Genomic DNA, 25,959 nt, shown 5'->3' with positions numbered 1-25,959 from the left:
GCACGCCTCAATCGTGGTCGGCGCGCCCGGGACCCGGCAGGGTCGGCCGCACCGAAGGGGTGGGACTTTGTGCCCTTTCGGGTTCGGTCGCCGGCTCGACGCCGAGCCAGCGCCGCTGCACGCTGTGTGACGCGCGCAACATCAGGTCGGGTGCGACCGCGGACAGGCCGCTGGCCGCCGCCGCGGCCAGCAACCCCTGACCCCAGGCGAGCGGGTCCAGCGGCGTGCAGCCGAACAGCTGGCTGAGTCCCGGGGTGCTGACCACCACCGCGAGCGCGCCCAGCGAGCCGACCGAGGTCAGCACCACCAGCGGGGCACGCGAGTCGACCAGCGTCTGGGTGAGCTGCGCACCCACCAACGCAACCAGCGCGACCGTCGCCGCGCGGCGCGGTGGGCCGGTCACGCCGGCCATCGCCCAGCCGGCCGTGGCGCCGATCGTGGTGGCCGCACCGCGGATTCCGATCGCCCGCCACATCGCCGCCTCGTCGCGGTCGACGTCGGCGGTGCCCGTCTGGGGGCTGACGGCCAGGGCGGCGGCCGGCAGCGCGTCGGTCAGCATGTTGACCAGGAGCATCTGGCGGGCGTTGAGCACCGAACGTCCGGTCAGGACGGTGGTGATCAGGGCGAAGCACACCTCACCGAGGTTGCCGCCCAACAGCATCGACACCGCCGACTGCACCCGCCGCCACAGCTGCTCGCCCTCGTCCAGCGCGTCGAGCAGCGCCTCGATCCGTTCATCGAGCAGCACCACGTCCGCCGCGGTGCGGGCCGCATCGCTGCCGCGCGCCGCCACGCCGATGCCCACGCTGGCCGCCCGGATCGCCGCGGCGTCGTTGACGCCGTCGCCGACCATCGCCGTCACCAGCCCGGACCGCTCGAGGGTCTGCACCACGTCGATCTTGTGTTCCGGCGTCATCCGCGCGAACACCACCCGCGACGCCGCCGCGTCGGCCCGTTGGTCGGCGGACAGCGCCTCCCAATCGCTGCCGGTGATCACCTGGTCGGCGGTGACGTCGATCCCCAGCTCCTGGGCGATCGCCGCCGCGGTCGCCGGGTGATCGCCGGTGATCAGCCGGACGCCGATGCCACGCTCGCCGAGTTCCTTCAGCACCGCGGGGGCGGCGGCCCGCGGGGTGTCCGCCAGTCCGAGCAGGCCGACCGGGGTGAGGCCGGAGCCACACAGGGCCTCCAGGCGGTCGGGATCCTTTGCCGCGGAAGCGGCTTCACTCGCGCTGAGCTGACGCTCGGCCACCGCCAGCACCCGTAACCCATTGGCCGCCATCTCGTCGACCTGTTGCGCCAAGGGGTGGTCGTCGTGCAGGAGCGCCGACGCGAGCACCTCGGGTGAGCCCTTGATGGTCAGCCGGGTGCCGACGAGCGCGGCGGCGAACGGGCGTCCCGATTGGAACGGCAGGAAGGCGTCCCGGGTCAGCCGCTGCGGCCCGGAGCCGTCGCCGCGCAGGGCGGGGTCTTCTGCCGCGCGGTGGATCGCATCGTCGGTGGCGTGGTCGACACGGTGGGTGTGCCTGGCGTAGCTGGTGCTCAACGCCGCATCCAGCAGCGCACCGGGGGTGTAGCCCGTCATCGGGCGCACCGCCTTGACCTTCAGCCGGTTCTCGCTCAGCGTCCCGGTCTTGTCGAAGCACACCACGTTCAGCCGGGCCAGGGCTTCCACCGAGTGCGGGTTGCGGATCAGCACCGACTCGCCGGTGAGCCGGCGCGCGGCGGCCAGCTGGGCCAGCGTCGCCACCAGCGGCAGGCCCTCCGGGATGGCGGCGACGATCAGCGTGACCGCGCTCGACACCGCCTCGCGCAACCCGGTGCCCCGCGCCATGCTGAGCAGTCCGACCAGGCCCCCGCCGGCCACGCTGAACGGCAGGGCCCGGCGGGTGATGTGCCGCAACTGTCGCTGCAGCCCGATCTCCTGCATCTTCCGCGGAGCCATCGCCAGCGCCCTGCGCATCTCCGACTGCGATCCCACGGCGGTGACCACGGCCACCGCCGTGCCCGCGACCACCGTCGTGCCGGCGTAGAGCATGCAGGTCCGTTCGGCCAGTGGGGCGCCCGGCGTGGGATCGGTCTGCTTGGCCACCGGCAGCGATTCGCCGGTCAGCGTCGACTCGTCGACCTCCACGTTCGAGGCGTGCAGCAGTCGGGCGTCCGCCGGCACCACCTCGTCGGCATGGACTTCGATGATGTCGCCCAGCCGCAGCCGCTTGGTCGGCACCTTCTCGCGGCGGTGCGCGTCCAGCGCACCCACCCGCCGCCTCGCCGGCGGATCCTGCACCGCCAGCAGGCGATTCAGGGTGCTCTCCGCGTGCAGCTGCTGCTCGGCCGACAGGGCGGCGTTCACCAACAGCACGCTGCCCACCAGCACGGCATCCAGCGGCGAGCCGAGCAGCGCGCTGGCCGCCGCGCCGGTGGCCAGCAGCGGGGTGATGGGGTCCGCGAGGTCACCGCGCATCTCCTCGGCGAAATCGCGGACGACTCCCCACGACGCCACGCTCGCGTCGTGCAGCGCGCGAACCGGTGGCACCTGCTGCCACCAGGCGGCCGTCTCCTCGCGGTCCACCTCCTCCGTTGGGCGGGGCAGCAGCCGCTGCACCTCGGCAACCGGCAACGCGTGCCAGTCGTGGCTGGTTTCGGGCTCCGGCAGCGGATCGCGCAGCGTCTTGATAGCCGCCCGGTACCCGAACCACAGGCTGGCGAACATGCCGACGTTGACCGATGCCGAACTTCGCCCGGGCACACCGGGAATCAGCATCAACGCGCCGATCGCCGAAGCCGACGCGGACAACCGGACGGCGTTGTCGGTGGCGGCGCGCGCGGCGGGCAGCGCGTGCAACAACCGCCAGGCGCCGGTCAGGTCCTGCGCGATCACGTCGGCGCCCCAGGGCGGGGAATGCCCGGGCCGCAGCAGGCCGATCGTCACGTCGGAGCGGTGCGCGGCATGCATGTCGGACGTGGTCAACAGCGCCACGGTGTTCCCGGCGGCCTTCAGTTCCGCGACGGCCGCCGCCACCGCGTGGTCGATCGACCCGTCCGCGGGGTAGAGCTGGTCGAAACCCTGTGCCAGGGAACGTAATCCGTCGTCGTCGAGGGAATAGACGCGCGGTTGTGACCGCCGCGCCTCGGTGAGCACCGCGGCGGCGAACGGATTGCGGACGGGGCTGATGAGTGCCTCGCCGACGCTGCCGGCCCCGGGTATCCCGGCCAGCGGGTGCCATCCCGGTTTCAGGCCGTCGTTGTCGAGCGCGGCCCGAACCGCCTCCCAGGCGTGGGCGCGGGCCGAATTGTCCACTCCGAGTACCCGACTGACCGTCAATTCGTCGGTGTACAGCGCGCGCGGGTCGATCATGATCGCGTCGATCCGGTCGAGTGTCCGCAACACCCGGGGGTGCAGCACCAGCGCGTCGTGGCGGGTGGAAAGGCCGCGGTTCATCGTGCAACCGAACGCTTCCCGCACGGTGCGCAACGGCTTGGGCATGGCGGCCAGCGCGGCGGCGCCGGCCGCGTCCGGGTTGCGGGTGAGCAGGCCGACCGCGGCGGCGGCTCCGAGGCCCGCCATGCCGATGCGGTTGGCGTAGTGTTCCGCGGGCCCATCGGGGGGCGCCGGGTTGGCGATCGGCGCCGCGCCGGCGTCGTCGGGCACCGGCCGGCCGGCCAGCCCGGGCTCATGCCGGGACCACGCCAGCCTGCCGTTCCACGCCTCGGCCGCCAGCATCGTGCGGGTGGCGGCCTCGGCCGCCGCCGCCGTCGGCGACAGCGTCAGGGCGGCGGTGGTGGCGTTCACGATGCCGAACAACACGTCGGTGCCGTCGGGCCCGAGACGCCGCTCCAGCTCCCTGCGCAGTCGCGGCAGGTGGTCGGCGACCGTCGGAGGGACGGCCACCAAGTCCGGCAGCCGGGGCAGCCGCAGCAGACTGCCGGTCAGTGAAAGGCCAAGGCCCACAGACGCGGCCGTGGCCGCGACCATCCGGCCCATCAGTAGCGCGTCGTCGCCCGGCAGGCTGGCCGGCAGGTGCCTGCCCCCGCGCCGTCGTTCGGCGCCGGCGACGGTGCGGCTCAGCGCTGAAGCCGACGGTCCGCCGTCGGCCACGGTGACCACCACCCGCGCGAGGGTGCGGTTCAGGTAGGCCTGCCGCACGCCCGGTGTCGCGCGGAAGGCCGCCAAAACATCGGTTGCGATCGCCGCGGCGTGCTGGCTTTCGAGCCCCCGCACCTCGATCCAGTGCCGCGCGCCATTGCTGCTGGTGCGCCGCGCCGGTGGTCCGCCCGCCGCCTCGAACACCGCGCCCGCCGCCGCGCGGGTCAGCGCCGGAACGTCCGGCGTGGCGCGCACCAGGGACCTGCCCACGCTCATCGCGACGTTGCCGCCCAACAGGGCGGTGCCGGCGGCGATCTCGGTGCCCACGGCGGCGACGCGCAGCGGCGCCAACAGCATGCCAAAGCCGGGCAGGCCGCGTCGTGTGCTCACCGTGCTCTCCCGGCTCAGGTGGATCTTCCGAGTGTTCTCGGCATGGTAATAGCGGGAGATTAACGGGCGGTGGCGCGCGGGGGAGGAGTCGTTCAGGCCCTTTTCGGGTGGCTTTCGTCCCTTGTGAAATCGGCTCGCGTTGCGCCACCGTTGCGCTATGCGAACCGCCTATCACCACCAGCTGGCCGAGCTGACCGTCGAACTCAGCCAGATGTGCGGCCTGGCCAACGGCGCCATGCGGCGGGCGACCGAGGCCCTGTTGGAGGCCGACCTCGACGCCACCGAAGAGGTCATCCGGGAACACGACCGAATGGTGGTGATGCGGGCGCGCGCGGAGCGGGAAGCCTTTGCGTTGCTGGCGCTGCAACAACCGGTTGCCGGGGAGTTACGGGCGGTCTTCAGCGCCATACAGCTGATCGCCGATATCGAACGCATGGGCGCACTGGCCGTGCACGTCGCCAAGATCGCCCGGCGGGAGCACCCGAATCAGGTTCTTCCGGAAAAGGTTCGCGCGTGTTTCGCCGACATGGCCAAGGTGGCAATCGCGTTGGGCGACAGCGCAACACAGGTGCTGATTTCCCACGATCCGCAGCAGGCCGCCCGGCTTCGCGAACAAGACGACGCGATGGACGAGCTCTACCGGCAGTTGTTCAGCGTGCTGTTGGATGACGACTGGACCGACAACATTCCCGTCGCCGTGGACGCGGCGTTGCTGGGCCGCTTCTACGAGCGCTTCGCCGACCATGCCGTGGAAGTCGGTCGCCGGGTCGTCTTCATGGTCAGCGGCGACCTACCCGCGCAGGACGAAATCTCCACCTACTGAGAGGCGCTGGACGGGCTGGGCTGAGAGGATGGCCTCGTGCAGGTCGCGCCCAACATCCAAGGACGCCTGTGGCGCCACGGCAAGCCGCAGGACGAGTTCGCGTTCGATGACATCTCCGAGTACCTGCGCGAGCCCGACGCCCTGGTCTGGGTGGATTTGTGCGAGCCGGACCACGACGCGCTGTGCGGCCTGGCAGCCGAACTCGGCCTCAACACGTGGGCCGTCGAGGACGCCGTGGCGGCGGCCGAGCGCGTCAAGGCCACCGCGTACGAGACCCACACGTTTTTCACCGTCTATGCCGTGCACGTCGAGGGCGAAGGCACCGACGAGCCGCGGCGGATGCTGTCCATGCAGCGGATCTCGGCGTTCGTGCTTCCCCGCGGTTTGATCACCGTGCGCCTGACGCCCGACTTCGACATCGCCGAGCTCCCCCGGCGCTGGGAGGAGATCGGCGCCCAGCAGTACGGGGTGGGCGCGCTGGTGCACGGGCTGCTCGACGTCGTGGTGGACAGTCACTTCGCGGCGGTGGAGGCCCTGGACGACTGCATCGAAGACATCGAAGACGAACTGTTCGACGGCAAGCCGCGCCAGGCGAGCTTTCAGCGCAGAACGTTTCAGATGAGACGCGACCTGGTCGCCCTGCGCCGGGTGGCGCTCCCGATGCGGGAGGTTGTCAACTCGATTCAGCACCATCGCCACGAGGTGGGCACCGCCCCGGAACTGGACCCGCTATACGCCGACCTGTACGACCACGTGCTTCGCGTGTCGGAATGGACGGAGTCGTTGCGCGATATGGTCACAACGATTTTCGAAACCAACCTGTCGCTGCAAGACGCCCGGCTGAACACCATCATGAAGAAGCTGACCGGATGGGCGGCCATCATCGCCGTCCCCACCGCGATCACGGGCTTCTACGGCCAGAACGTCCCATACCCGGGATCCGGCCACCTCGCCGGCTTCCTTGCCAGTACCACCCTGATAGCCGTGTTGATGGTGGTGATCTACGTGATGTTCAAACGTCGGGACTGGCTATGACGGCTGACCTGCTGCCGGATCTTGCGGCCCCGAACACGACGCTGGTCGCGGCCGCCCCGGTCGACGAGGTGCTGCGCCGGCTGGACAGCTCGGCGGACGGGTTGTCCAGTGCGGAGGCCGCCGCCCGGCTGGCGCGCTACGGGCCGAACGCGGTGCGCACCCATCGCGTCAATGTCCTTGCGGTGCTGGGCCGTCAACTGCGCAACGCCGTGCTCATCCTGCTATTCGGCACCGCGATCGTCTCGTATTTCCTGGGCGACAGCATGCAGGCCGTCATCATCGGCATCATCCTGGCGGCCAGCATCGGCCTGGGCTTCATCAACGAATACCGCGCTGAGCGGGCCGCCGCCGACCTGCATGCCAGCGTGCACCACAACGCCGTGGTGCGCCGGGACGGGAAGTTCGTCTCGCTCGCCGTGACCGCGCTCGTCCCGGGCGACGTGATCCGGCTCTCGCTGGGGGAGGCGGTGCCGGCGGACGTCCGGCTGATCGAGGTCACCGGCCTGGAATGCAACGAGAGCATCCTGACCGGGGAATCCACGGGATCGGAGAAATCGCCGGAACCGGTGCCCGCCGGGGACGGTCTGGCTGATGCGACCGACCTGGCCTTCATGGGCACCATCGTCAGTGCCGGCGAGGGCGCCGGGGTGGTGTATGCCACCGGTCGAAACGCCGAATTCGGGCGAATCGCATCGGGTTTGGACGAACGCCAGCCCGAAACCGCCTTCCAGGTCGGGCTGCGCCGGTTCTCCTACCTGTTGCTGCAGGTCGCCGTCGCGCTGATGGTGATCATTTTGATCAGCAACCTGCTGCTGCAGAAGCCGCTCATCGACTCCGTGCTGTTCTCGCTCGCGATCGCGGTGGGGATCACGCCGCAGCTGCTGCCCGCCGTCGTCAGCACCGGCCTGGCGACCGGATCACGACAGTTGGCCAAAGCGAAGGTGCTCGTGAAGCGGCTGGTGTGCATCGAGGACCTCGGTGACATCGACATCCTGATCACCGACAAGACCGGAACCCTGACGGAGGGCCGGATCCGTCTGGTGGACTCGGTCGATCCCGCCGGTGCGCACAGCGACGCGGTATGCCGGCTGGGGCTGCTGGCCACCGATGTGGACCCGGAAACCGGTGGTGCGAGCGCGAATTCGCTCGACGCGGCACTCTGGGAGTCCCCGCAGGCGCACCAATTGGTGGCCGGTGCGGCGCACCGGGTCGCGATGCTGCCGTTCGACCACGCACGCCGGGCAACGTCGGCGCTGGTCGACGACGACGGAGGCCGGCTGCTGGTGGTCAAGGGGGCGCCCGAGCAAGTGCTGGCCCAGTGCCGAGCGGTCCCGCCGGCGGCGGAGGAGACTCTCGCGGAGTTGTTCGCCGCCGGGCGTCGGGTGGTGGCCGTGGCCGCCAAACCGGCGCCGGCGCTGACGACGCTCACCCGGGCGGACGAATGCGATCTGTCGCTCGCTGGGTTCCTGGTGTTTGCCGACGAGCCCAAATCGGCTGCGCGGCAATCGCTCTCCGAGCTGGCCGACCTGGGCATCGAGCTGAAGATCGCCACCGGGGACAACCCACGCGTCGCCGAAAAGGTTTGCGCCGAACTGGGTTTGGCGTCGAAGGGCACCATCACCGGCGCGGAGCTGGACCCGTTGGACGACGACGCGTTCGCCGAGATGGCGCAAAAGCGCACCATCTTCGCGCGCGTCTCCCCCGAGCAGAAGGCGCGGCTGATCGTCGCGCTGCGGCGCGAGGGGCGATCCGTCGGCTTCCTCGGCGACGGTGTCAACGACGCGCTGGCCTTGCACGCCGCCGATGTGGGGATCTCGGTCGACAGCGCAACCGACGTGGCCAAGGATGCGGCCGACGTCGTGCTGCTGGAAAAAGACCTCAGTGTGCTGGCCACCGGGGTGGCCGAGGGCCGCCGCATCTTCGCCAACACCATCAAGTACGTGCTGATGGGCACATCGAGCAATTTCGGGAACATGTTCAGCGCCGCGGCCGCGTCGGCGCTGCTGCCGTTCCTGCCGATGCTGCCCAGCCAGATCCTGCTCAACAACCTGCTTTACGACACCTCGCAGCTGGCGATCCCGTCCGACCGGGTCGACGCGGCGCAGCTGCACGCGCCGTCGCATTGGAATGTCGCGTTCATCCGCCGCTTCATGCTGATTTTCGGACCGATCAGTTCGCTGTTCGACTTCCTGACGTTCGGGTTGATGCTGGGCGTGCTGCACGCCGGTGCCATCGAGTTCCGGACGGGCTGGTTCGTGGAATCCCTCGCGACGCAGACGCTGATCATCTTCGTCATTCGCACCCGCATGGTGCCGTTCTTTCGCAGCCGGCCCAGCGCGCTGCTGGCCGTCACCAGCCTGACCGTGGTCGCCGTCGGTGCCGGGTTGACGATTTCACCGCTGGCCCGCACCCTGGGCTTCACGCCGCTGCCGTGGCAGTTCTTCGCCGCGCTGGGCACGTTTGTCGTCTGTTATTTGGTGCTGGTGGAGCTGGGCAAGTTGCTCTTCTACAGCGAGCCGATGCACATCGTCGGTCAACCGCACCGCACCCGCGGAAGCGCGGATCGCATCCGGCGACGGGCCGCGCGCTACCACTACATCGAGCGGCGGACGCGGAAGTGAGTGTCAGTGCTGCACGGCGATCGCCGGCAGATCCGAAAGGCCTTGCTGGATTCCCCGATCGACCTTGTCCGTCAGGGTGGTGCTGCCCGCCGGAGCCGTCTCCTGGCAACTGCAGCTCAGCGTGCTAAACGGGCTTGGGTCGGCCGTTGCCGATGCTGCCGTCCAACCTGCAGCGCCGAAAATGAGTGCAACGCCGACCAAAAGTTTAGGAATCATTTGGCCTTCGAGTTCTCGAGATACGTTCAGCCCAATTTTACCGGCGCGCTTGTCACGAGCCTGTCAACTGCCTGTAAATTTCAGGCCTGATACTTGGGGCAGTACGCCCGGATGCTCACGCCCACGAAGTAGCCGGCGTGGTAGCCATCGAGGTGGCTGTTGGTCATGACGTCGTTGGCCACCTGCTGCGGCGACTCACCGGATTCGAGTTCCTGGCACACCAAATGACCGGACCGGATAGCGGTTTCGGGCGACTCGTAGTTGATGCCCTTGGCCGTCAGCGCCGCGAGGAAAGCGTCGTCTGCCGCGCTGGCGTGGGCAGCCGGGACCGCGCCCAGCGCGCCCAGCAGTCCGGTCGCGGGGACGACCCCGGCAGCCAACAGCAACACCAGCAGGCTGGGGTTGCGGATCTGGGTCCTCGTCATTTCTGATACTCCCGTGACATCGAAGTGCCGTTGCTCGTTGACCGCGGGGGCTGCCCGAATATTATTCGCACGTTGCGGCGTCGCACGGTGCAGGATCACTGATATTGCGATCATCGCCACACCCAGGTTTGCTCCGGCATCGGCTCCGTCGGTGTATTGACGGTATGCCGTACGTGCGTTGGTTGTCAGTGGCCGTTGTGGCGGTGTGCTTGGTGGGATGTGGTGTGCGGCATGTTTCGGCGGCCACGGCTCGGGATGCTTCCGGGACGTTCCGTTCCGGCGGCATGGATCGAACCTACCTGCTGCACGTGCCGCCGGGTAGCCCAGTCGGTCTGGTGCTGAGCCTGCACGGCGGCGGCGGTACCGGGAACGGTCAGCGGGGGCTGACCGGCTTCGATGCCGTGGCCGACGCCCACAACCTGCTCGTGGTCTATCCCGACGGTTACGACAAGAGCTGGGCCGACGGGCGGGGGGCGTCGCCGGCGGATCGCCGGCACATCGACGACGTCGGCTTCCTGACGGGCCTGGTGAACAAGGTGCAAAACGACTACGGCATCCCCCCCGGGCACGTTTTCGTCACCGGGATGTCGAACGGGGGCTTCATGTCCAATCGGCTGGCGTGTGACCGCGCCGACGTGTTCGCCGCGGTCGCGCCCGTGGCGGGCACCTTGGGCGTGGGGGTGGCGTGCAATCCGTCGCGGCCGGTGTCGGTCTGGGAGGCCCACGGCACCGCCGACCCGCTGGTGCCGTTCAACGGTGGGGCTGTGCGCGGCCGAGGCGGGCTGAGCCACTCCATCTCCGCCACCACCATGGTGAACAAGTGGCGTTCGGCCGATGGATGCCAGGGCGACCCCTCGGTGCAGGCGCTGCCCAACGTCGGGGACGGCACCGTCGTGCATCGCTTCGACTCCGCGGCGTGCGCGGCGTCCACCGAGGTGACCTTCTACCAGATCGACAGCGGCGGGCACACCTGGCCGGGCGGCAGGCAATACCTGCCCAAGGCGATCATCGGGCCCACCACCCGCGCGCTCGACGGGTCGGAGGCGATCGCGGAGTTCTTCCTGGCGCACGCCCGGGACTAGTGGCGATCGCAAGCGCGGTGTCAGCGCTGGCAGGACGGGCACCAGTACGTGACCCGTTCCCCGGAGTCGTCGTAGTTGATGGGGGCGCCGCAGCGACGGCAGCCCTGCCCGGCGCGCCCGTAGACCCATAGCTGCCGCCCGGCCCGGGTATCGCCGGTGGTGCAGCGGTTCCAGCGGGAGCGGTTCAGCCACAACATGTCTCGGGCACGGGCGACCAGCCGGCGCGGGTCGGCGACCGCGCTCACCGGCGCGGTGGGCAGGTGTCCGCTGACGAAACACAGCTCGTTGCAGTAGACATTGCCGATGCCCGCCAGCACCCGCTGGTCGAGCAGCGCCTGGGCGAGCGGCCGGTCCGGTTGGGCCGCCAGGTTGGCGGCGGCGATGGTGGCGTCCCAGTCCTCGCCCAGCAGATCGGGCCCCAGGTGCGCGACGGCGTCCCCGTCGCGGTCGCGCTCCAGGATCTCCAGCACGCCGAGGTCCACACCGACGGCGCGGACGGGGCCGGCTTCCAGGACGATCCGCGCCCGGTGGTCGACCCGCACCGGCCGGTCGCCGACCCGCCAGCTGCCGTCCATCTTCAGGTGTGAGTGGATGCTTGCTTGGCCCACCCGGATGAAGAGGTGCTTGCCTCGGCTGATCACCTCGTCGACCGCCTGCCCGGTGAAGTCGACGGTCGCGTACCGGGGGACGCGGACGTCACAGCGCGTCAGGGTGCGCCCGACCAGGTGCTCGCGCAGGACGGCCGCGGTGTGCCAGACGGTGTCTCCTTCGGGCATCGCTATCGCGGCCTTACCGGAGCCGTAGTCCGCGCGGTGTGCGGGCGAACCCCGCTTCCTGCAAGCCATCCGCCACCCGGCTGGGCCCGTTGTTGGGCTGCAGCGCCGGTGCGCCGTCGATGCGTTCGACCAGGATCGACGCGACGCGCCGGGAGGCGACGAGCTCGGCCAGCGCCGCGGCCGCCGCCTGGTGGGCCGCCGGGTCGTCGGTGAAGGTGAGCAGCGATCGCCCGCCGCGCTCCAGGAACCACGCCAGGTGGCCGTCGACCAGCACGACGAGCGCGCCGGCCTTGCGGCCAGGCCGCGCACCCTCCGCGCCGGACGCCGGCCACGGCAGCGCGGCGCCGTAGGGATTGGCCGGGTCGGCGGCGGCCAGCACGACCGCCCGGTACTCCGGCCGCTCTGGGTCGATCCCGTCGCTGTAGCTGCGCAGCCGGTCGACGGTCGAGGCGACGGCGAACTGGGCGCCGCCCAGCGACTCGACGAAATACCCGCGCTGGCACCGCCCGGCTTCCTCGAAGGTGCTCAGCACCTTGTAAAGCGTGGCGAACCCGCCGGTGACACCCTCGGCCGCGACCGCGCCCCGGGTGAGCACGCCGTGGCGGCCCAGCAGCAGCTCCGCCTGGTAGTGGGCGCGCACCGTGGAATCGGGCTCTGGTTGCGGCAGGGCCGACCACCGGCCCGCCACCGTCGGGTCGGTGGGGCGGGACTGCGCGTGCGCCACGCTGTATCGGCTCAGGCGCGGCGGCCGATGCGACCGGTGCGCCGGGGCCGAGCGTTTGCGGTTGCCCACGCCGCCGAGCATCGCGCGCACCGGCGCGAAGGTGTCACCGGTGACCCATCCGGCCCAGATCAGCTCCCACAGCGCGGCTTTGAGTTCGGCGTCGGGGATGCCACTCCGGGCCAGCTGCCGGAAGAAGTACGCGCCGCCGCCGGCCAGCGTTTCCAGGATCGCGCGGTGGGCTTCGGTGAAGTCGATTTCGGCGGGCCCGGCCAGCGTCAAGGGTGCGGAGTCGCCCACGTGCAACGCAACCCAGCCGTCGCTGGGCGAGATCGACCCGGCGCCCGACCAGGTCACCTCCCCGGCGGCGAGCAGCTCGTCGAGCATGGCGGGGGAGTAGTCCCGGACCCGCGGAGCCAGCACCAGCGGTTCGATCGCCGACGCCGGCATCCGGACCCCGGCCAGCTGGTCGACCACGGACATCAGGCCGTCCAGCCCCGATTGGCCCGACGAACCGGGGGAGGCCACCCGGTGCCAGGCCGGCAGGAACCTTCCGTACGCGGCGGTGCTCACCGGTTCGACCTGCGCGCGCAGCGCGGCCAGCGAACGCCGCCGCAACACGCGCAGCACCTCGGCGTCGCACCACTGTTCGCCTCCGGGCGCCGCGGAGGTTTCCGTGGCGGCGACGAAGTCACCGCGCACCAGCCGGCCGTCGGCGGCCAGCCGGCCCAGCACGTCGGCCGTCACCCGCAGCCCCAGCCCGAACCGGGCGGCGGCTGCGGCGGTGGTGAACGGGGTGTGGGTGCGCGCGTAGCGGCCCAGCAGCTCGCCCAGCGGGTCGGCCACCGCCTCGGTGAAGGCGGCCGGCACGCCCAGCGGAACCGGCGCCCCGACGCCGTCGCGCAGCCGGCCGATGTCCTCGATGGCCACCCACCAGCTGCGGCCGGCGAACGACACGGGCAGCGCCCGCCGCGCCGCGAGCAGGCCTTCGAGCCAACCCCCCACGTCGGCGCCGCCGGCCCGGGCGGCGACCTCGTCCTCGGTCATCGGACCCAGCAGCCGCAGCAGGTCCGCGACGCCTTCGGCGTCGCGCGCGGCCCGGTCGGCCGACAGGTGCTGCAACTGGCGGCCGGTGGCGGCGATGACGTCCGGGTCGAGCAGCTCGCGCAGCTCGACCCGGCCGAGCAGCTCGGCCAGCAGCGTGCTGTCCAGCGACAGCGCCGCGGCCCGGCGCTCGGCCAGCGGGGTGTCGCCCTCGTATATGAAGGCGCCGACGTAGCCGAACAGCAGGGATGCCGCGAACGGGGACGGCCGCGCCGTCTCCGTTTCGAGCACCCGCACCTTGCGCTGGGCGATGCCGGCCATCAGGGCGACCAGGGCGGGCACGTCGTACACGTCCTGCAGGCATTCGCGGATGGTTTCCAGCACCACCGGGAAGTCGGGGTATTTGCGGGCCACGTCCAGCAGCTGGGCGGCCCGCTGGCGCTGGTGCCACAGCGGCGATCGCTTACCCGGGTGTCGGCGGGGCAGCAGCAGCGCGCGGGCCGCGCACTCCCGGAACCGCGACGCGAACAGCGCCGAACCGCCCACCTCGTCGGTGACGATCGGATCGATCTCGTCGGCGTCGAAGACGAACAGCTCGGCGCCGGGCGGGGTCTCGCCGGTGTCGGACAGCGTGTCCGGCAGCCGCACCACGATGCCGTCGTCGGAGGCGGTCGGCTTCTCATCGAGGCCGTAGCGTTCGCGCAGCCGCCGGCCCACCGCCAGCGCCAGCGGCCCGTTCACCCGCAGCCCGTACGGCGAGTGCAGGATCACCCGCCAGTCGCCCAGTTCGTCGCGGAACCGCTCGACCAGCAGGGTGGTGTCGGTGGGGACCACGCCGGCAGCGGTCCGCTGCTCGTCCAGCAGCGCCCACAGGTTGTCGGTGGCGTAGGCGTCGAAGCCCAGGCCCGCGCACCGGGCGTCGAAGGCGGCGCGGTCGAGACCGGCCAGCTCACCGGTGAACGCGCCCAGCGCGGCGCCGAGCTCGGCGGGCCGGCCCGCGTCGTCGCCGCGCCAGAAGGGCAGCCGGGCCGGCTGGCCGGGCGCGGGGATCACCAAAACGCGGTCGTGGGTGATCTCGGTGATTCGCCAGCTGGTGGCGCCCAGCGAGATGACGTCACCGGGCCGGGACTCGTAGACCATCTCCTCGTCCAGTTCGCCGACGCGCGACGGCTTTTCCGACTCGCTGGCGAGGTAGACGGTGAACATGCCGCGGTCCGGGATGGCGCCGCCGGAGGTGACGGCCAGCCGCTGCGCGCCGGGCCGCGCCGTCAGCGTGCCGGTGTCGCGGTCGTAGACCAGGCGGGGACGCAACTCGGCGAACTCGGTCGAGGGGTACTTGCCCGACAGCAGGTCGAGGGTGGCCTCGTACACGCTGCGCGGCAACGTCGCGAAGGGGGCGGCCCGCCGCACCGTGTCGAACCACCGGTCGGCGTCCAGCGGCTCCAGCGCGGCGGCCGCCACCGTCTGCTGCGCCAGGATGTCCAGCGGGTTGGCGGGCACCCGCATCGTCTCGATCTCGCCGGCGAGCATCCGCTGCACGGTCACGGCGCAGCCGATCAGGTCGGTGCGGTGCTTCGGGAACAGCACGCCCTGGGACACCTCGCCGACCTGGTGGCCGGCCCGCCCGATGCGTTGCAGGCCGCTGGCCACCGACGGCGGTGCCTCGACCTGGATCACCAGGTCCACCGCGCCCATGTCGATGCCGAGTTCCAGGCTCGATGTCGCCACCACCGCCTTGAGCAGCCCGCGCTTGAGGTCCTCCTCGACGAGGGCGCGCTGCTCCTTGCTGACCGAGCCGTGGTGGGCGCGCGCCAACAGCGGCTCGGCGCCGTAGGTCTGGCCGCTGCCCATGATGTGCGCGGGCGCCCCGCCCGCCACCTTCGGGTTGGTCTCGCCCGACAGCCCCACACCACAGCGTTCGGCGTGGATCTCGTTGAGCCGTGCGGTGAGCCGCTCGGCCAGCCGCCGCGAGTTGGCGAACACGATGGTCGAGTTGTGCGCCTCGATCAGGTCGACCAGCCGCTCCTCGACGTCGGGCCAGATGCTGTTGTTGGCCAGGTTGGCCATGTCTGGCACCGGCACCTGCACCGCCAGCTCGACGGTCTTGGCCGCCCGGGGCGCGACGATGGTGGTCGGTTGCTGACCGGACAGGAACCGGGCGAGCTCTTCGGGTGGGCGCACCGTCGCCGACAACCCGATGCGCTGTGCGGGCGGCCCCTCCCGCAACTCCTGCGACAAGTCCTCGAGCCGCTCCAGCGACAGCGCCAGGTGCGCGCCGCGCTTGCCGGCCGCGATGGCGTGGATCTCGTCGACGATCACCGTCTGCACGCCGGCCAGCGTCTCGCGCGCGGCCGAGGTGAGCATCAGGAACAGCGACTCCGGCGTAGTGATCAGCACGTCCGGGGGGCGGGCGATGAGCTGCCGGCGTTCGGCGGGTGGGGTGTCGCCGGAGCGGACGCCGACGCTGATGTCGGGCGGGGGGAGTCCGTGGCGCTCGGCGATGCGGGTGAGGCCCGCCAGCGGGGTGCGCAGGTTGCGCTCGACGTCGACCGCCAGCGCCTTGAGCGGCGACACGTAGAGCACGCGGGTGCCGGCCGGCCTTTCGGCCGAGCCGGCGAGCGAATCCAGCGCCCACAGGAAGGCCGCGAGCGTCTTGCCGGATCCGGTCGGGGCGATCACCAGCGTGTTGTCGCCGTCGGCGATCGCGTCCCAGGCTTCGGCCTGCGCTGTGGTGGGGCCGGCGAACGTGCTGGTGAACCATTCGCGCGTGGTCGCGCTGAACCGGCCTAACGGGTCACGGGTGGTCACCTAAACCATGGTGCCAAGGCCCACCGACAAGTACGCGGGCTAGCGCGGCTGGATCCGGGCCGTCGCCATCGCGTGGGACAGCTCCTCGGGAATCTCCGGCACCCGGGCAATGGCGTCGAACAGCGAATGCGCGCACGCGTCGGCGAGGCGCTCGGCGTTGATCGTGGGGTCGATGATGCGCTGGCGGCACAGCTCGAAGGTGAACGCCAGCCAGCCGTGACAGATCACCCGCAGGTCCCGCTCTACGTCGGCCTCCAGCTTGGCCCCCGAGATGTTGGCCACCAGGTCGTGGATGCGGCTCATGATGTGTTCGAGCTGACGATTCTTGGCCTCGTCGTCGACGCCCAGCAGGACCGGGTCCGACCGGCCCAGCCCGACGTACGCCGCCCACGCGGCCTCGGGGTTCTGCTCGTGGTAGGCCATGTAGGCCATGACGCCGACGCGCACCTCCTCGTGCATCGTGAGGCCGGTGGCGTCGTCCATGTTGGTGGTCTCGTACAGCCGGTCGGCTTCGTCCTTGACCACCGCGGCGAAGAAAGCCCGCTTGTCGGGGAAGTAGTGATACATCAGCGCCCGCGACACTCCGGCGCGCTCGGCAATCTCGTCGATGCGCACCTCGTCATACGGTCGCTTCCCGAAGACTTCCGCCCCCAAAGCGAGCAGCTCAGCGCGTCGATCCTCGGGGGACAAGCGCCTTCGGGCTGTCGGCATGTGACAGATAGTACTCACCGGTCCTGAGTCACCGACAACATTGTGTCTATCCCGGCTCCACGCCCCGGGCCAGCGGTAATGGATCCGAATAATTGACGGTGCGGGCTATTCGTGCGCCGATGAGAATTTCGCAAACATACCCAGGACTGGGCCGTTTTACCGGGTTTGCCGATGGGTATTTGTCCCCATGCGATTTCCGCTTGTCATCGCGCGGTAACCATTGCGGCGCAGCAAACGATGAACAAAACATTGATTACCCGGGATATGAGGGGCACGGATGCACAAGGCGGATGAGCGATCGGGTGGTGATCGCTTGGGACAGGAGGACGGCGAGGTGCGTGCCGCCATCCGGTTCGCAGCAGCGGCCGCGGCCGTGGCGGTCGGCTTCCTGGTCATGGCCGCGCTGTGGGTGAGCACCTGTCCTGGCACCGGTGTGGACACCGCGGCGTGCGGCGCGCCCCAGCGGACGGTGCTGGCGCTGGGCGGACCACTGATCCTGCTGGCGGGGGGCCTCTGGGCTTTCCTGCGGACCTATCAGGTATGGAAGGCGCAAGGCACCTGGCGGGGATGGCACGGCGCGGGCTGGTTTCTGTTCACGCTGATGGTGCTGATGGTCGCCATAGGCGTGGCCCCGATCGCCGGCCCGGCGCTGATCCTCTGACTGGGGCCTCGCCAAGGCCTGCCGGGGGATCTACCGTTGATGGTGCAACCCGTATTGAGCTGCGAATGGTTTACCGATCTCCACTAGGAGCAGCCATGGGAGACACATTTCACGACCCCGTCGACCATCTCAGGACAACGCGGCCACTCGCCGGGGAGTCGCTGATCGACGTACTGCACTGGCCCGGCTACCTGTTGGTCGTAGCGGGTGTGATCGGAGGATCCGGAAGCCTGTCGGCCTTCGGCAGCGGGCATTACCACGAGGGCATGACCGCGGGCGTGGTGGCGATCATCGCCACGGTCCTCGGGTTGGTGTGGCTGGCGATCGAGCACCGGCGGATCCGCCGGATCGCTGATCGCTGGTACGCCGAGCACCCCGAGGTACACAGGCAGTGGCCCGCCAGCTAGGAGCGCTTGCGCCGCGGCGTCGCTGAGCGCCGAACCCTTTTTTGTCGGGAAGTAAACGCGGGGGGGTTACCCGCCTCGTCGAGTGGGTATCAGGTGTGCACCATGACGAGTGCGGGAAGGGTTGCGTCAGCGTGCTCACCCCATGGGGGGCAGGAACACGAAGACACCGACATAGATGCTTATAGCGAGAACTACCAATACGACCAGCGCGATCCCGGCGATCATCGCCACGCGCTCGAGCCGCCGTGTCCGAACCGTTTCGGTGGTTTCCGGCCTGTCCACATCGGGCCGCACACCCGGCGGAAACCATGACTAATCGGCTCGAACGCACGGTCCACGGCGGGCTGCGGGGCGGTAGTAGTGTCAGTCAAACATTGCCGGGAGACCAGATGAACGATGCGGGATTGCGCACTAACAAACGTCAGCGCGGCCACCGCGCCGTCGAATTGCACGTCGCGGCACGTCTGGAGAACTTGGCGATGCTGCGGACGCTGGTCGGTGCGATCGGCACCTTCGAGGACCTGGACTTCGACGCCGTCGCGGACCTGCGGCTTGCGGTCGACGAAGTGTGCACCCGGCTGATCCGCTGCGCGACGCCCGACGCGACCCTCGTCGTGGTGGTGGACCCGCAGGACGACCAGTTGGTGGTGGAGGCGTCGGCGGCGTGTGACACCCACGACGTGGTCGCGCCCGGCAGCTTCAGCTGGCACGTGCTGACATCCTTGGCCGATGACGTCCAGACATTCCACGATGGTCGCGAGCCCAACCAAACCGGCAGCGTTTTCGGTATCACGCTGACGGCGCGACGGGCGGCCTCCAGCAGGTGACACCACCAGCTGCCGGCGGTTCGGTCTCGCGCCCGAACGAGTACGCCGATGTCCCGGAGATGTTCCGAGAGTTGGCGACTATCGACGCCGACTCGATGGAATTCCAGCGTCAACGGGACAAGATTGTCGAGCGCTGCCTGCCCCTCGCCGATCACATCGCCCGCCGGTTCGAGGGCCGCGGCGAGCCCCGCGACGACCTGGTCCAGGTGGCGCGCGTGGGGCTGGTCAACGCGGTGGTGCGGTTCGACGTCGAGGCCGGCTCCGACTTCGTGTCCTTCGCGGTGCCCACGATCATGGGCGAGGTCCGCCGGCACTTCCGCGACAACAGCTGGTCGGTCAAGGTGCCGCGGCGCCTCAAGGAACTGCATCTGCGCCTCGGCACCGCCACCGCGGATCTGTCGCAACGGCTCGGCCGGGCGCCCACCGCGACCGAACTGGCCGCCGAACTGGACATGGACCGCGAGGAGGTCGTCGAGGGCCTGGTGGCGGGCAGCTCGTACAACACTTTGTCCATCGACAGCGGCGGCGGCAGCGAGGAGGACGAAGCCCGCGCGATCGCCGACACCCTGGGCGACGTGGATACCGGTCTGGACCGGATCGAGGATCAGGAGTCGCTGCGCCCACTGCTGGAGGCCCTGCCCGAGCGGGAGCGGACGGTGTTGGTGCTCAGGTTCTTCGAGTCGATGACTCAGACCCAGATCGCCGAGCGGGTCGGCATCTCGCAGATGCACGTGTCGCGGCTGCTGGCGAAGTCGCTAACGCGGCTGCGCGACCAACTGCAGTAGGGACGGCGGCTCTTCGCCCTCCGCTCGCAGCGGTTCCAGAAGTGGCTCGGCCATCGGTGTCGTCACCGGGAGGGTGCCGTCGGGGTCGCAGATGCGCAGCAACCTTGTCACCGCCGGGCTCGGTGCCATCGCCCAATCGGCCTGGGCGCCCGAGCAGACGACGTTGATGCGGTGTAGTGCCGAAAAGCCGGCCGTGCCAATGAACTTCAGGCCGCGCAGGTCCAGGATCACGCGCCGGGAACGACCGACGACGTTTCGGACGTAGGCCGCGAGCTGGTCGGCGTTGGCGGCGTCGAGCTCACCGTCCACCGTGACCAGGGTCCCCGACGGCCCCCAGCGCGCCGTGAACTGCGCCGCGCGACTGTGCTGCCAAGATTGGGCCACAGACATTACTGACTCCATCCGTAGAGCAGTTGTGCTGCGGAAAACGTCAGGCGTGGATTGAAGCGGGAAACCAGGGAGTTCCGCCCTCCCCGCGCCAATTGACGTGATCCGGACGGCTGTGAACTCAACCTGACCCGAACGCTACCCGCGTCAGACCTGGTCGACAACTGTTTCCCAGGAATATTGTCCGGCGGCTATTTGATCTCGGCGAGCACCGTGCCCTGGGTGATGGCGGCGCCGGCCTCGACCGCAAGGCCGGTGATGACACCGTCCTTGTGCGCGGTGACCGGGTTCTCCATCTTCATCGCCTCCAGGACCACGACCAGGTCGCCGGTGGCGACCTCCTGTCCCTCCTCGACCGCGACCTTGACCACGGTGCCCTGCATGGGGGCGGTCACGGCGTCACCGGAGGCGGCGGCGCCCGCGTGCGCCCCGCGCTTGCGCGGCTTGGGCTTCTTGCGGATGACGCCGGCCGGATCCGCGGCGCCGTTGGACAGCGCCAGATCGCCGGGCAGCGACACCTCGAGCCGGCGGCCGCCGACCTCCACGACCACCGTCTGGCGGGGCCGGGCGTCTTCCTCGTCGAGGGGCTCGCCGGCGGTGAAGGGCTCGATGGTGTTGTTCCACTCGGTCTCGATCCAGCGGGTGTGCACCGAGAAGCTGTCGCCGTCACCGATGAAAGCGGGATCGGACACCACGGCGCGGTGGAAGGGGATGACGGTGGCCAGCCCTTCCACGTGGAATTCATCAAGAGCCCGGCGGGCGCGGCGCAGTGCTTCATCCCGGTCGGCGCCGTACACGATCAGCTTGGCCAGCATCGAGTCGAACTGGCCGCCGATCACCGAGCCGGCCTCGACGCCGGAGTCCAGGCGGACGCCGGGCCCGCTTGGAGTGTCGTAGCGGGTGACCGGGCCGGGCGCCGGCAGGAAGCCGCGTCCGGCGTCCTCGCCGTTGATCCGGAATTCGATGGCGTGGCCGCGTGGCGTCGGATCCTCGGTGAGATCCAGCTTTTCGCCGTTGGCGATCTTGAACTGCTGCAACACCAGGTCGATGCCCGCGGTCTCCTCGGTGACCGGGTGCTCGACCTGCAGCCGGGTGTTGACCTCCAGGAACGAGATCAGGCCGTCCTGGCCGACCAGGTATTCGACGGTGCCGGCGCCGTAGTAGTGCGCCTCCTTGCAGATGCGCTTGGCCGACTCGTGGATCTCCTTGCGCTGCGCGTCGGTCAGGAACGGCGCGGGTGCCTCCTCCACCAGCTTCTGGAAGCGGCGCTGCAGCGAGCAGTCGCGGGTGCCCGCCACGATGACGTTGCCGTGCTGGTCGGCGATCACCTGCGCCTCGACGTGGCGGGGCTTGTCCAGGTAGCGCTCGACGAAGCACTCGCCGCGGCCGAAGGCGGCGACGGCTTCGCGCACCGCCGACTCGTACAGGTGCGGGATCTCCTCGATGGTGCGCGCTACCTTCATGCCGCGGCCGCCGCCACCGAAGGCCGCCTTGATGGCGATCGGGACGCCGTACTCCTCGGCGAAGGCCACCACCTCGTCGGCGTCCTTGACCGGGTCGGGCGTGCCGGGCACCAGGGGAGCCTGGGCGCGCGCCGCGATGTGGCGGGCGGTGACCTTGTCACCGAGGTCGCGGATCGACTGGGGGCTCGGGCCGATCCAGATCAGGCCGGCGTCGAGGACCGCCTGCGCGAAATCGGCGTTCTCCGAGAGGAAGCCGTAGCCGGGGTGGACGGCGTTGGCGCCCGACTTGGCCGCCGCGTCGAGGAGCTTGCCGAAGTCCAGGTAGGACTCCGCGGAAGTCTGGCCACCCAAGGCGAACGCCTCGTCGGCGAGGCGCACGTGCGGGGCGTCGGCGTCGGGCTCGGCGTACACCGCCACGCTGGGCAGGCCCGCATCGCGAGCCGCGCGGATCACCCGGACAGCGATCTCGCCGCGGTTGGCGACAAGCACTTTGGAGATCCTCGAGCTGGCGTGACTAGCCACTGCGCCTCCTGTTTGGCATATCTGAAGCGGACGTGTTTCCGCCGTGGGCTTCTTTAAGAGAGTTTCTTACAACTCCCGGGAAGTCTAAGCGCCGCACCGTCGGGCCGATCAGCCGGTGCCGGAATTTGGAGCCGACTCGCGCAGCCGCCGCTTGATGCGGGCGAGCATCGCCGACATGCCGCGCAGCCGCAGCGGGCTGATCAGCGCGGCCAAGCCCAGGTCGGTGTAAAAGTCTTCGGGCACCGCCAAAATGTCGGCCGCGGGCTGCTCGTCGAGACCGGCGGCCAGGATCGACGCGAACCCCCGGGTGGTCGGCGCCTCGGCGGGCGCGCTGAAGTGCAACCGCACCCGGTTCGGGTCGCTGGCATCGACGTGGAGGAAGAGCGGGGTCTGGCATTCGGGCACCGGCTCCATGGCCTGCTCTTCCAGCTCGGGAGGCAGGGCCGGGAGGTCGTTGGCGAATTCCAGCAGCAGCGTCAGCTTGTCCTGGCCCTGGACTTCGGCGAAGTCGGAGACCACCTCGGCCAACGGGGCGGGCAGGGTCATCGGACCGGAACGGCTCCCGGCTCTTCACCTGCGACGATAGGCGTGCGCACGGTGTTGCCCCACTCGGTCCACGATCCGTCGTAGTTGCGCACCCCGGGCTTGCCCAGCAGGTAAGTGAGCACGAACCAGGTGTGGCTGGACCGCTCGCCGATGCGGCAGTACACCACGGTCTTGTCGTCCGGGGTGATGAAGTCGTAGAGCTCCTCGAGCTCCTCGCGGCTGCGGAATCGCCCGCTCTCGTCGACCGCCTTGGCCCACGGGATGGACCGGGCGGTGGGGATGTGGCCGCCGCGCAGCACGCCCTCCTCGGGGTAGTCGGGCATGTGTGTGCGCTTGCCGGTGTACTCGTCCGGCGAGCGCACGTCGATCAGCGGCTGGGTGCCCAGGATGGCCAGCACGTCGTCCTTGAAGGCCCGGATGGGCTCGTCGTTGCGGGCGACGACGGGGTAGCCGGTGGAGGTCTTGGTGGGGACGTCCAGGGTGGTCTCCCGGCGCTCGGCCAGCCACAGGTCGCGCCCGCCGTTGAGCAGGCGCACATCGGGGTGGCCGAACAACGTGAAGACCCACAGCGCGTAGGCGGCCCACCAGTTGCTCTTGTCGCCGTAGATCACCACGGTGTCGTCGCGCGAGATGCCTTTGCGGTCCATCAATTCGGCGAACTGCTCGCCGTTGATGTAGTCGCGCACCCTCGGGTCGTTGAGGTCGGTGTGCCAGTCGATCTTGACGGCGCCGGGGATATGGCCGACGTCGTAGAGCAAGACGTCCTCGTCGGATTCGACGATCACCAGGCCGGGGGTGCCCTGATGGGCGGAGAGCCAGTCGGCGGTGACCAGGCGTTCGGGGTGGGCGTAGGCCGTCAGAGTCGGGCTTGGATCCGGGGGTAATGCCACGCCTGAAAGCCTACCGTCAGGGCTCAGCGGCCGGTCCCGGGAGTTGGCCGCCCGCGACACATAAACGTCTGCGACGACACGCCGTCACGGGTCGCAGCGGATTATGTCTCGCGGCCCAGGGGGTTCGCCGCCCACAACGCGGTCACCGACAGCCCCGCCCGCTGCAACAGCGACCGCAGCAGCGGCAGGCTCACACCGATCACGTTCGACGGGTCCCCGTCGATCCCGTCGACGAACCAGCCGCCCAGCCCGTCGAGGGTGAACCCGCCGGCCACGTGCAGCGGCTCGCCGCTGGCGACGTATGCCCGCAGGTCGGCCTCCGTGGGTGTGGCGAAACGCACTGTGGTGCAAGCAGATTCCACTTCGCGATGGGTGATCGCGCCGCCGACCAGCCGCAGCAGGCAGTGCCCGGTATGCAGCCGGCCCGACCGGCCACCCATCCGACGCCACTGGGCCATCGCTTCGCCGGCCGACCCGGGCTTGCCGAACAGTTCGCCGTCGAGATAGAGCAGCGAATCGCAGCCGACGACAACGCAATCGGCGGCGACGGCACCGGCCAGCTCGCCCGCCACGCGCTCGGCCTTGGCCGCGGCCAGCGCGCACACCACCTCGGCGGGCGCGGCTTCGGGCCGCAGCTTCGCGACCACGGCGTCTTCGTCCACGCCGGAGACGACGACCAGCGGATCGATGCCGGCCTGGCGCAGCACCTGCAGGCGGCCCGACGAGGCCGACCCGAGGACCAGCCGGGTCAATGCTTCATGTGCGTCATTTGCTGCATGGTGAGCCGCTGGTAGTTGGACATCGCGAACCGCAGGCGGTCCACCGGCAGACCCCAGCGGGTGGGCTCGGGCTCGGTGGGCTCGGGGACGCCGCCACCGACGACGCCCAGCGCGGTGACCAGCGCGGCCACCTCTTCGTCGGTGGGGCGACCCTTGAGGACGTGGATGTGCGGCTCGTGCGGTTGGTGCGCGGCTTCGGTTGTCTCAGAACCGTTTTCGTCTGTCATGGCCGGATCGTTCGCCTCACTCCCGTCGCTCACCGCGTTCGCTCCGCTCGTTCGGCTCACAGGGGGATGTTCCCGTGCTTCTTGGGGGGCAGGTGCGCGATCTTTCGTTCCAGCAGCCGCAGCGCCGTGCCGATGTAGCCGCGGGTGTGCGACGGCGGGATCACCGCGTCGACGTAGCCCCGCTCGGCGGCGACGTAGGGGTTGACCAACGTGTCCTCGTACTCCTGCTGCAGCTCTAGCCGCAGGGCGTCGACGTCCTTGCCCTCCTTGGCCGCCTCGGCCAGCTGCTTGCGGTAGACGAAGCCGACGGCCCCGGAGGCGCCCATCACCGCGATCTGCGCGGTCGGCCAGGCGATGTTGACGTCGCAGCCCATGTCCTTGGAGCCCATGACGCAGTACGCGCCGCCGTAGGCCTTGCGGGTGATCACGGTGATCTTCGGGACGGTGGCCTCGCCGTAGGCGAACAGCAGCTTGGCGCCGCGCCGGATGATGCCGTTGTATTCCTGGCCGGTGCCCGGCAGGAAGCCCGGGACGTCCACCAACATGATGATCGGGATGTTGAAGCAGTCGCAGGTCCGCACGAACCGGGCCGCCTTCTCCGAGGCGTTGATGTCCAGGCAGCCGGCGAACTGGGTGGGCTGGTTGGCCACGATCCCGACCGGCCGGCCCTCGATGCGGCCGAAGCCGACGACGATGTTGGTGGCGTAGCCGTTCTGGATTTCCAGGAACTCGTCGTCGTCGAGGATCCGGGTGATCACCTCGTGCATGTCGTACGGCTGGTTGGCCGAGTCCGGGATCAGCGTGTCCAGCTCGAGGTCCTCCTCGGTGAGGTTGTCCTCGATGGCGCCCTCGGGGACGGGCTCGGCGTAGCGCGGCGCGTCGGTGGCGTTGTTGGGCGGCAGGTAGCTCAGCAGGTCGCGCACCCAGTCGAAGGCGTCCTGCTCGCCCGAGGCGACGTAGTGCAGGGTGCCCGATTTGGCCATGTGGGTGTGGGCGCCGCCGAGCTCCTCCATCGTGACGTCCTCGCCCGTGACGGTCTTGATGACGTCCGGGCCGGTGATGAACATCTGGCTGGTCTGGTCGACCATCACCACGAAGTCGGTCAGGGCGGGGGAGTAGACGTGCCCACCGGCGGCGGCGCCCATGATCAGCGAGATCTGCGGGATCACGCCGGAGGCCAGGATGTTGTTCCGGAAGATCTTGCTGTACAGGCCGAGCGAGACGACGCCCTCCTGGATGCGCGCGCCGGCGCCGTCGTTGATGCCGATCAGCGGGCGGCCGGCCTTGATCGCCAGTTCCTGGATCTTGACGATCTTCTCGCCGTACACCTCGCCGAGGCTGCCGCCGAACACCGTGGCGTCCTGGCTGAAGATGCACACTTCGCGACCGTCGATGGTGCCGTAGCCGGTGATCACGCCGTCGCCGAGCGGGCGGTTGTTCTCCAGGCCGAAGTTCTTGCTGCGGTGCCGCGCCAGCGCGTCGAGTTCGACGAACGAGTCCTCGTCGAGCAGGGCGAGGATGCGCTCACGGGCGGTCAGCTTGCCCTTGGCGTGCACCTTCTCGACGGCCTCTTCGCCCACCGGGTGCAGCGACTCTTCGCGGCGCTTGTGCAGCTCGGCCAGCTTGCCGGCGGTGGTGTGGATGTCGATGGTGTGCTCGGCGGCCGGCTCCGCGGTGTGGTCGGTAACGCTTGTCATGGGATCCGAGCTTAGCGGCGGGCTAGTCT

Annotated in this window: 20 protein-coding genes; 8 read left to right on the top strand and 12 right to left on the bottom strand. The window is 69.8% G+C overall.

Annotation, left to right across the window (positions count from 1 at the left end):
• Window positions 1-7 precede the first annotated feature (7 nt).
• A complete protein-coding gene (locus H7J89_RS14770; RefSeq protein WP_264044844.1) occupies window positions 8-4,444 on the bottom strand; it encodes a cation-translocating P-type ATPase in 4,437 nt (1,478 codons plus the stop codon).
• Between the two features lie 190 nt (window positions 4,445-4,634).
• Here H7J89_RS14770 and phoU point away from each other — a divergent pair, with 190 nt between their 5' ends.
• The 3 genes from phoU to mgtA are packed head-to-tail and all read left to right on the top strand — an operon-like array spanning window position 4,635 to window position 8,956.
• Window positions 4,635-5,300, top strand: a complete 666-nt coding sequence (gene phoU, locus H7J89_RS14765; RefSeq protein ID WP_264044433.1) for a phosphate signaling complex protein PhoU — start codon at window positions 4,635-4,637, stop codon at window positions 5,298-5,300.
• Between the two features lie 36 nt (window positions 5,301-5,336).
• Window positions 5,337-6,335 carry a magnesium transporter CorA family protein gene (locus H7J89_RS14760; protein WP_264044432.1) on the top strand — a complete coding sequence of 333 codons (999 nt, stop codon included), beginning with the start codon at window positions 5,337-5,339 and terminating at the stop codon, window positions 6,333-6,335.
• Window positions 6,332-8,956, top strand: a complete 2,625-nt coding sequence (gene mgtA, locus H7J89_RS14755) for a magnesium-translocating P-type ATPase (protein ID WP_264044431.1) — start codon at window positions 6,332-6,334, stop codon at window positions 8,954-8,956. Before H7J89_RS14760 ends, mgtA begins: the two co-directional genes overlap by 4 nt.
• Before the next feature lie 296 nt (window positions 8,957-9,252).
• Here the strand turns inward: mgtA and H7J89_RS14750 are convergent, their stop codons facing one another.
• Window positions 9,253-9,597: a DUF732 domain-containing protein gene (locus tag H7J89_RS14750; protein ID WP_264044430.1), complete on the bottom strand. Its 345-nt coding sequence runs from the start codon at window positions 9,595-9,597 to the stop codon at window positions 9,253-9,255.
• Between the two features lie 164 nt (window positions 9,598-9,761).
• Between H7J89_RS14750 and H7J89_RS14745 the strand changes: the two genes are divergently transcribed.
• Window positions 9,762-10,679 (top strand): extracellular catalytic domain type 1 short-chain-length polyhydroxyalkanoate depolymerase, encoded by a 918-nt coding sequence (locus H7J89_RS14745; RefSeq protein WP_264044429.1) that lies wholly within the window; start codon window positions 9,762-9,764, stop codon window positions 10,677-10,679.
• 20 nt (window positions 10,680-10,699) lie between these two features.
• On the opposite strand, the gene nei2 is transcribed toward H7J89_RS14745, so the two are convergent.
• The 3 genes from nei2 to H7J89_RS14730 are packed head-to-tail and all read right to left on the bottom strand — an operon-like array spanning window position 10,700 to window position 16,739.
• Window positions 10,700-11,455 (bottom strand): endonuclease VIII Nei2, encoded by a 756-nt coding sequence (nei2, locus tag H7J89_RS14740; protein ID WP_264044428.1) that lies wholly within the window; start codon window positions 11,453-11,455, stop codon window positions 10,700-10,702.
• A 13-nt stretch (window positions 11,456-11,468) separates the two neighbouring features.
• Window positions 11,469-16,028: an ATP-dependent helicase gene (locus H7J89_RS14735; RefSeq protein WP_264044427.1), complete on the bottom strand. Its 4,560-nt coding sequence runs from the start codon at window positions 16,026-16,028 to the stop codon at window positions 11,469-11,471.
• A 39-nt stretch (window positions 16,029-16,067) separates the two neighbouring features.
• Entirely contained in the window at window positions 16,068-16,739 is a 672-nt protein-coding gene (locus tag H7J89_RS14730; protein WP_264044426.1) for a TetR/AcrR family transcriptional regulator, read from the bottom strand.
• A gap of 277 nt (window positions 16,740-17,016) precedes the next feature.
• Here H7J89_RS14730 and H7J89_RS14725 point away from each other — a divergent pair, with 277 nt between their 5' ends.
• The 4 genes from H7J89_RS14725 (at window position 17,017) to H7J89_RS14710 (ending at window position 19,419) form a co-directional block, all read left to right on the top strand.
• The gene (locus H7J89_RS14725) at window positions 17,017-17,400 is read left to right on the top strand and encodes a hypothetical protein (protein WP_264044425.1); all 384 of its coding nucleotides are present in this window, start codon (window positions 17,017-17,019) and stop codon (window positions 17,398-17,400) included.
• Between the two features lie 95 nt (window positions 17,401-17,495).
• Complete coding sequence (gene usfY, locus H7J89_RS14720) at window positions 17,496-17,807, top strand: protein UsfY (RefSeq protein WP_264044424.1); 312 nt, start codon at window positions 17,496-17,498, stop codon at window positions 17,805-17,807.
• 389 nt (window positions 17,808-18,196) lie between these two features.
• Entirely contained in the window at window positions 18,197-18,634 is a 438-nt protein-coding gene (locus tag H7J89_RS14715; protein ID WP_055405180.1) for an ATP-binding protein, read from the top strand.
• On the top strand, window positions 18,631-19,419 hold the full coding sequence (locus tag H7J89_RS14710; RefSeq protein WP_264044423.1) for an RNA polymerase sigma factor SigF: 789 nt from the start codon (window positions 18,631-18,633) through the stop codon (window positions 19,417-19,419). The genes H7J89_RS14715 and H7J89_RS14710 overlap by 4 nt, the downstream gene beginning before the upstream one ends.
• Here H7J89_RS14710 and H7J89_RS14705 read toward each other — a convergent pair.
• From H7J89_RS14705 to H7J89_RS14675, 7 genes are all read right to left on the bottom strand, one after another.
• Window positions 19,390-19,821, bottom strand: coding sequence for an STAS domain-containing protein (locus H7J89_RS14705; protein ID WP_264044422.1), 432 nt, complete (start codon window positions 19,819-19,821; stop codon window positions 19,390-19,392). The genes H7J89_RS14710 and H7J89_RS14705 overlap by 30 nt on opposite strands.
• Window positions 19,822-19,997: 176 nt before the next feature.
• On the bottom strand, window positions 19,998-21,791 hold the full coding sequence (locus H7J89_RS14700) for an acetyl/propionyl/methylcrotonyl-CoA carboxylase subunit alpha (protein WP_264044421.1): 1,794 nt from the start codon (window positions 21,789-21,791) through the stop codon (window positions 19,998-20,000).
• 108 nt (window positions 21,792-21,899) lie between these two features.
• The gene (locus H7J89_RS14695) at window positions 21,900-22,337 is read right to left on the bottom strand and encodes a SufE family protein (protein WP_264044420.1); all 438 of its coding nucleotides are present in this window, start codon (window positions 22,335-22,337) and stop codon (window positions 21,900-21,902) included.
• Window positions 22,334-23,227, bottom strand: coding sequence for a sulfurtransferase (locus H7J89_RS14690; protein ID WP_067205237.1), 894 nt, complete (start codon window positions 23,225-23,227; stop codon window positions 22,334-22,336). Before H7J89_RS14690 ends, H7J89_RS14695 begins: the two co-directional genes overlap by 4 nt.
• Window positions 23,228-23,328: 101 nt before the next feature.
• Window positions 23,329-23,979: a Maf family protein gene (locus tag H7J89_RS14685; protein WP_264044419.1), complete on the bottom strand. Its 651-nt coding sequence runs from the start codon at window positions 23,977-23,979 to the stop codon at window positions 23,329-23,331.
• Window positions 23,976-24,233, bottom strand: a complete 258-nt coding sequence (locus tag H7J89_RS14680) for an acyl-CoA carboxylase subunit epsilon (RefSeq protein WP_264044418.1) — start codon at window positions 24,231-24,233, stop codon at window positions 23,976-23,978. The genes H7J89_RS14685 and H7J89_RS14680 overlap by 4 nt, the downstream gene beginning before the upstream one ends.
• A gap of 56 nt (window positions 24,234-24,289) precedes the next feature.
• Window positions 24,290-25,930, bottom strand: a complete 1,641-nt coding sequence (locus H7J89_RS14675) for an acyl-CoA carboxylase subunit beta (RefSeq protein WP_264044417.1) — start codon at window positions 25,928-25,930, stop codon at window positions 24,290-24,292.
• Window positions 25,931-25,959: the final 29 nt, after the last annotated feature.

This window comes from Mycobacterium paraffinicum (genome assembly GCF_025822865.1).
GTDB lineage: Bacteria > Actinomycetota > Actinomycetes > Mycobacteriales > Mycobacteriaceae > Mycobacterium > Mycobacterium paraffinicum.
This window is presented reverse-complemented; position numbering and strand designations above follow the sequence as displayed.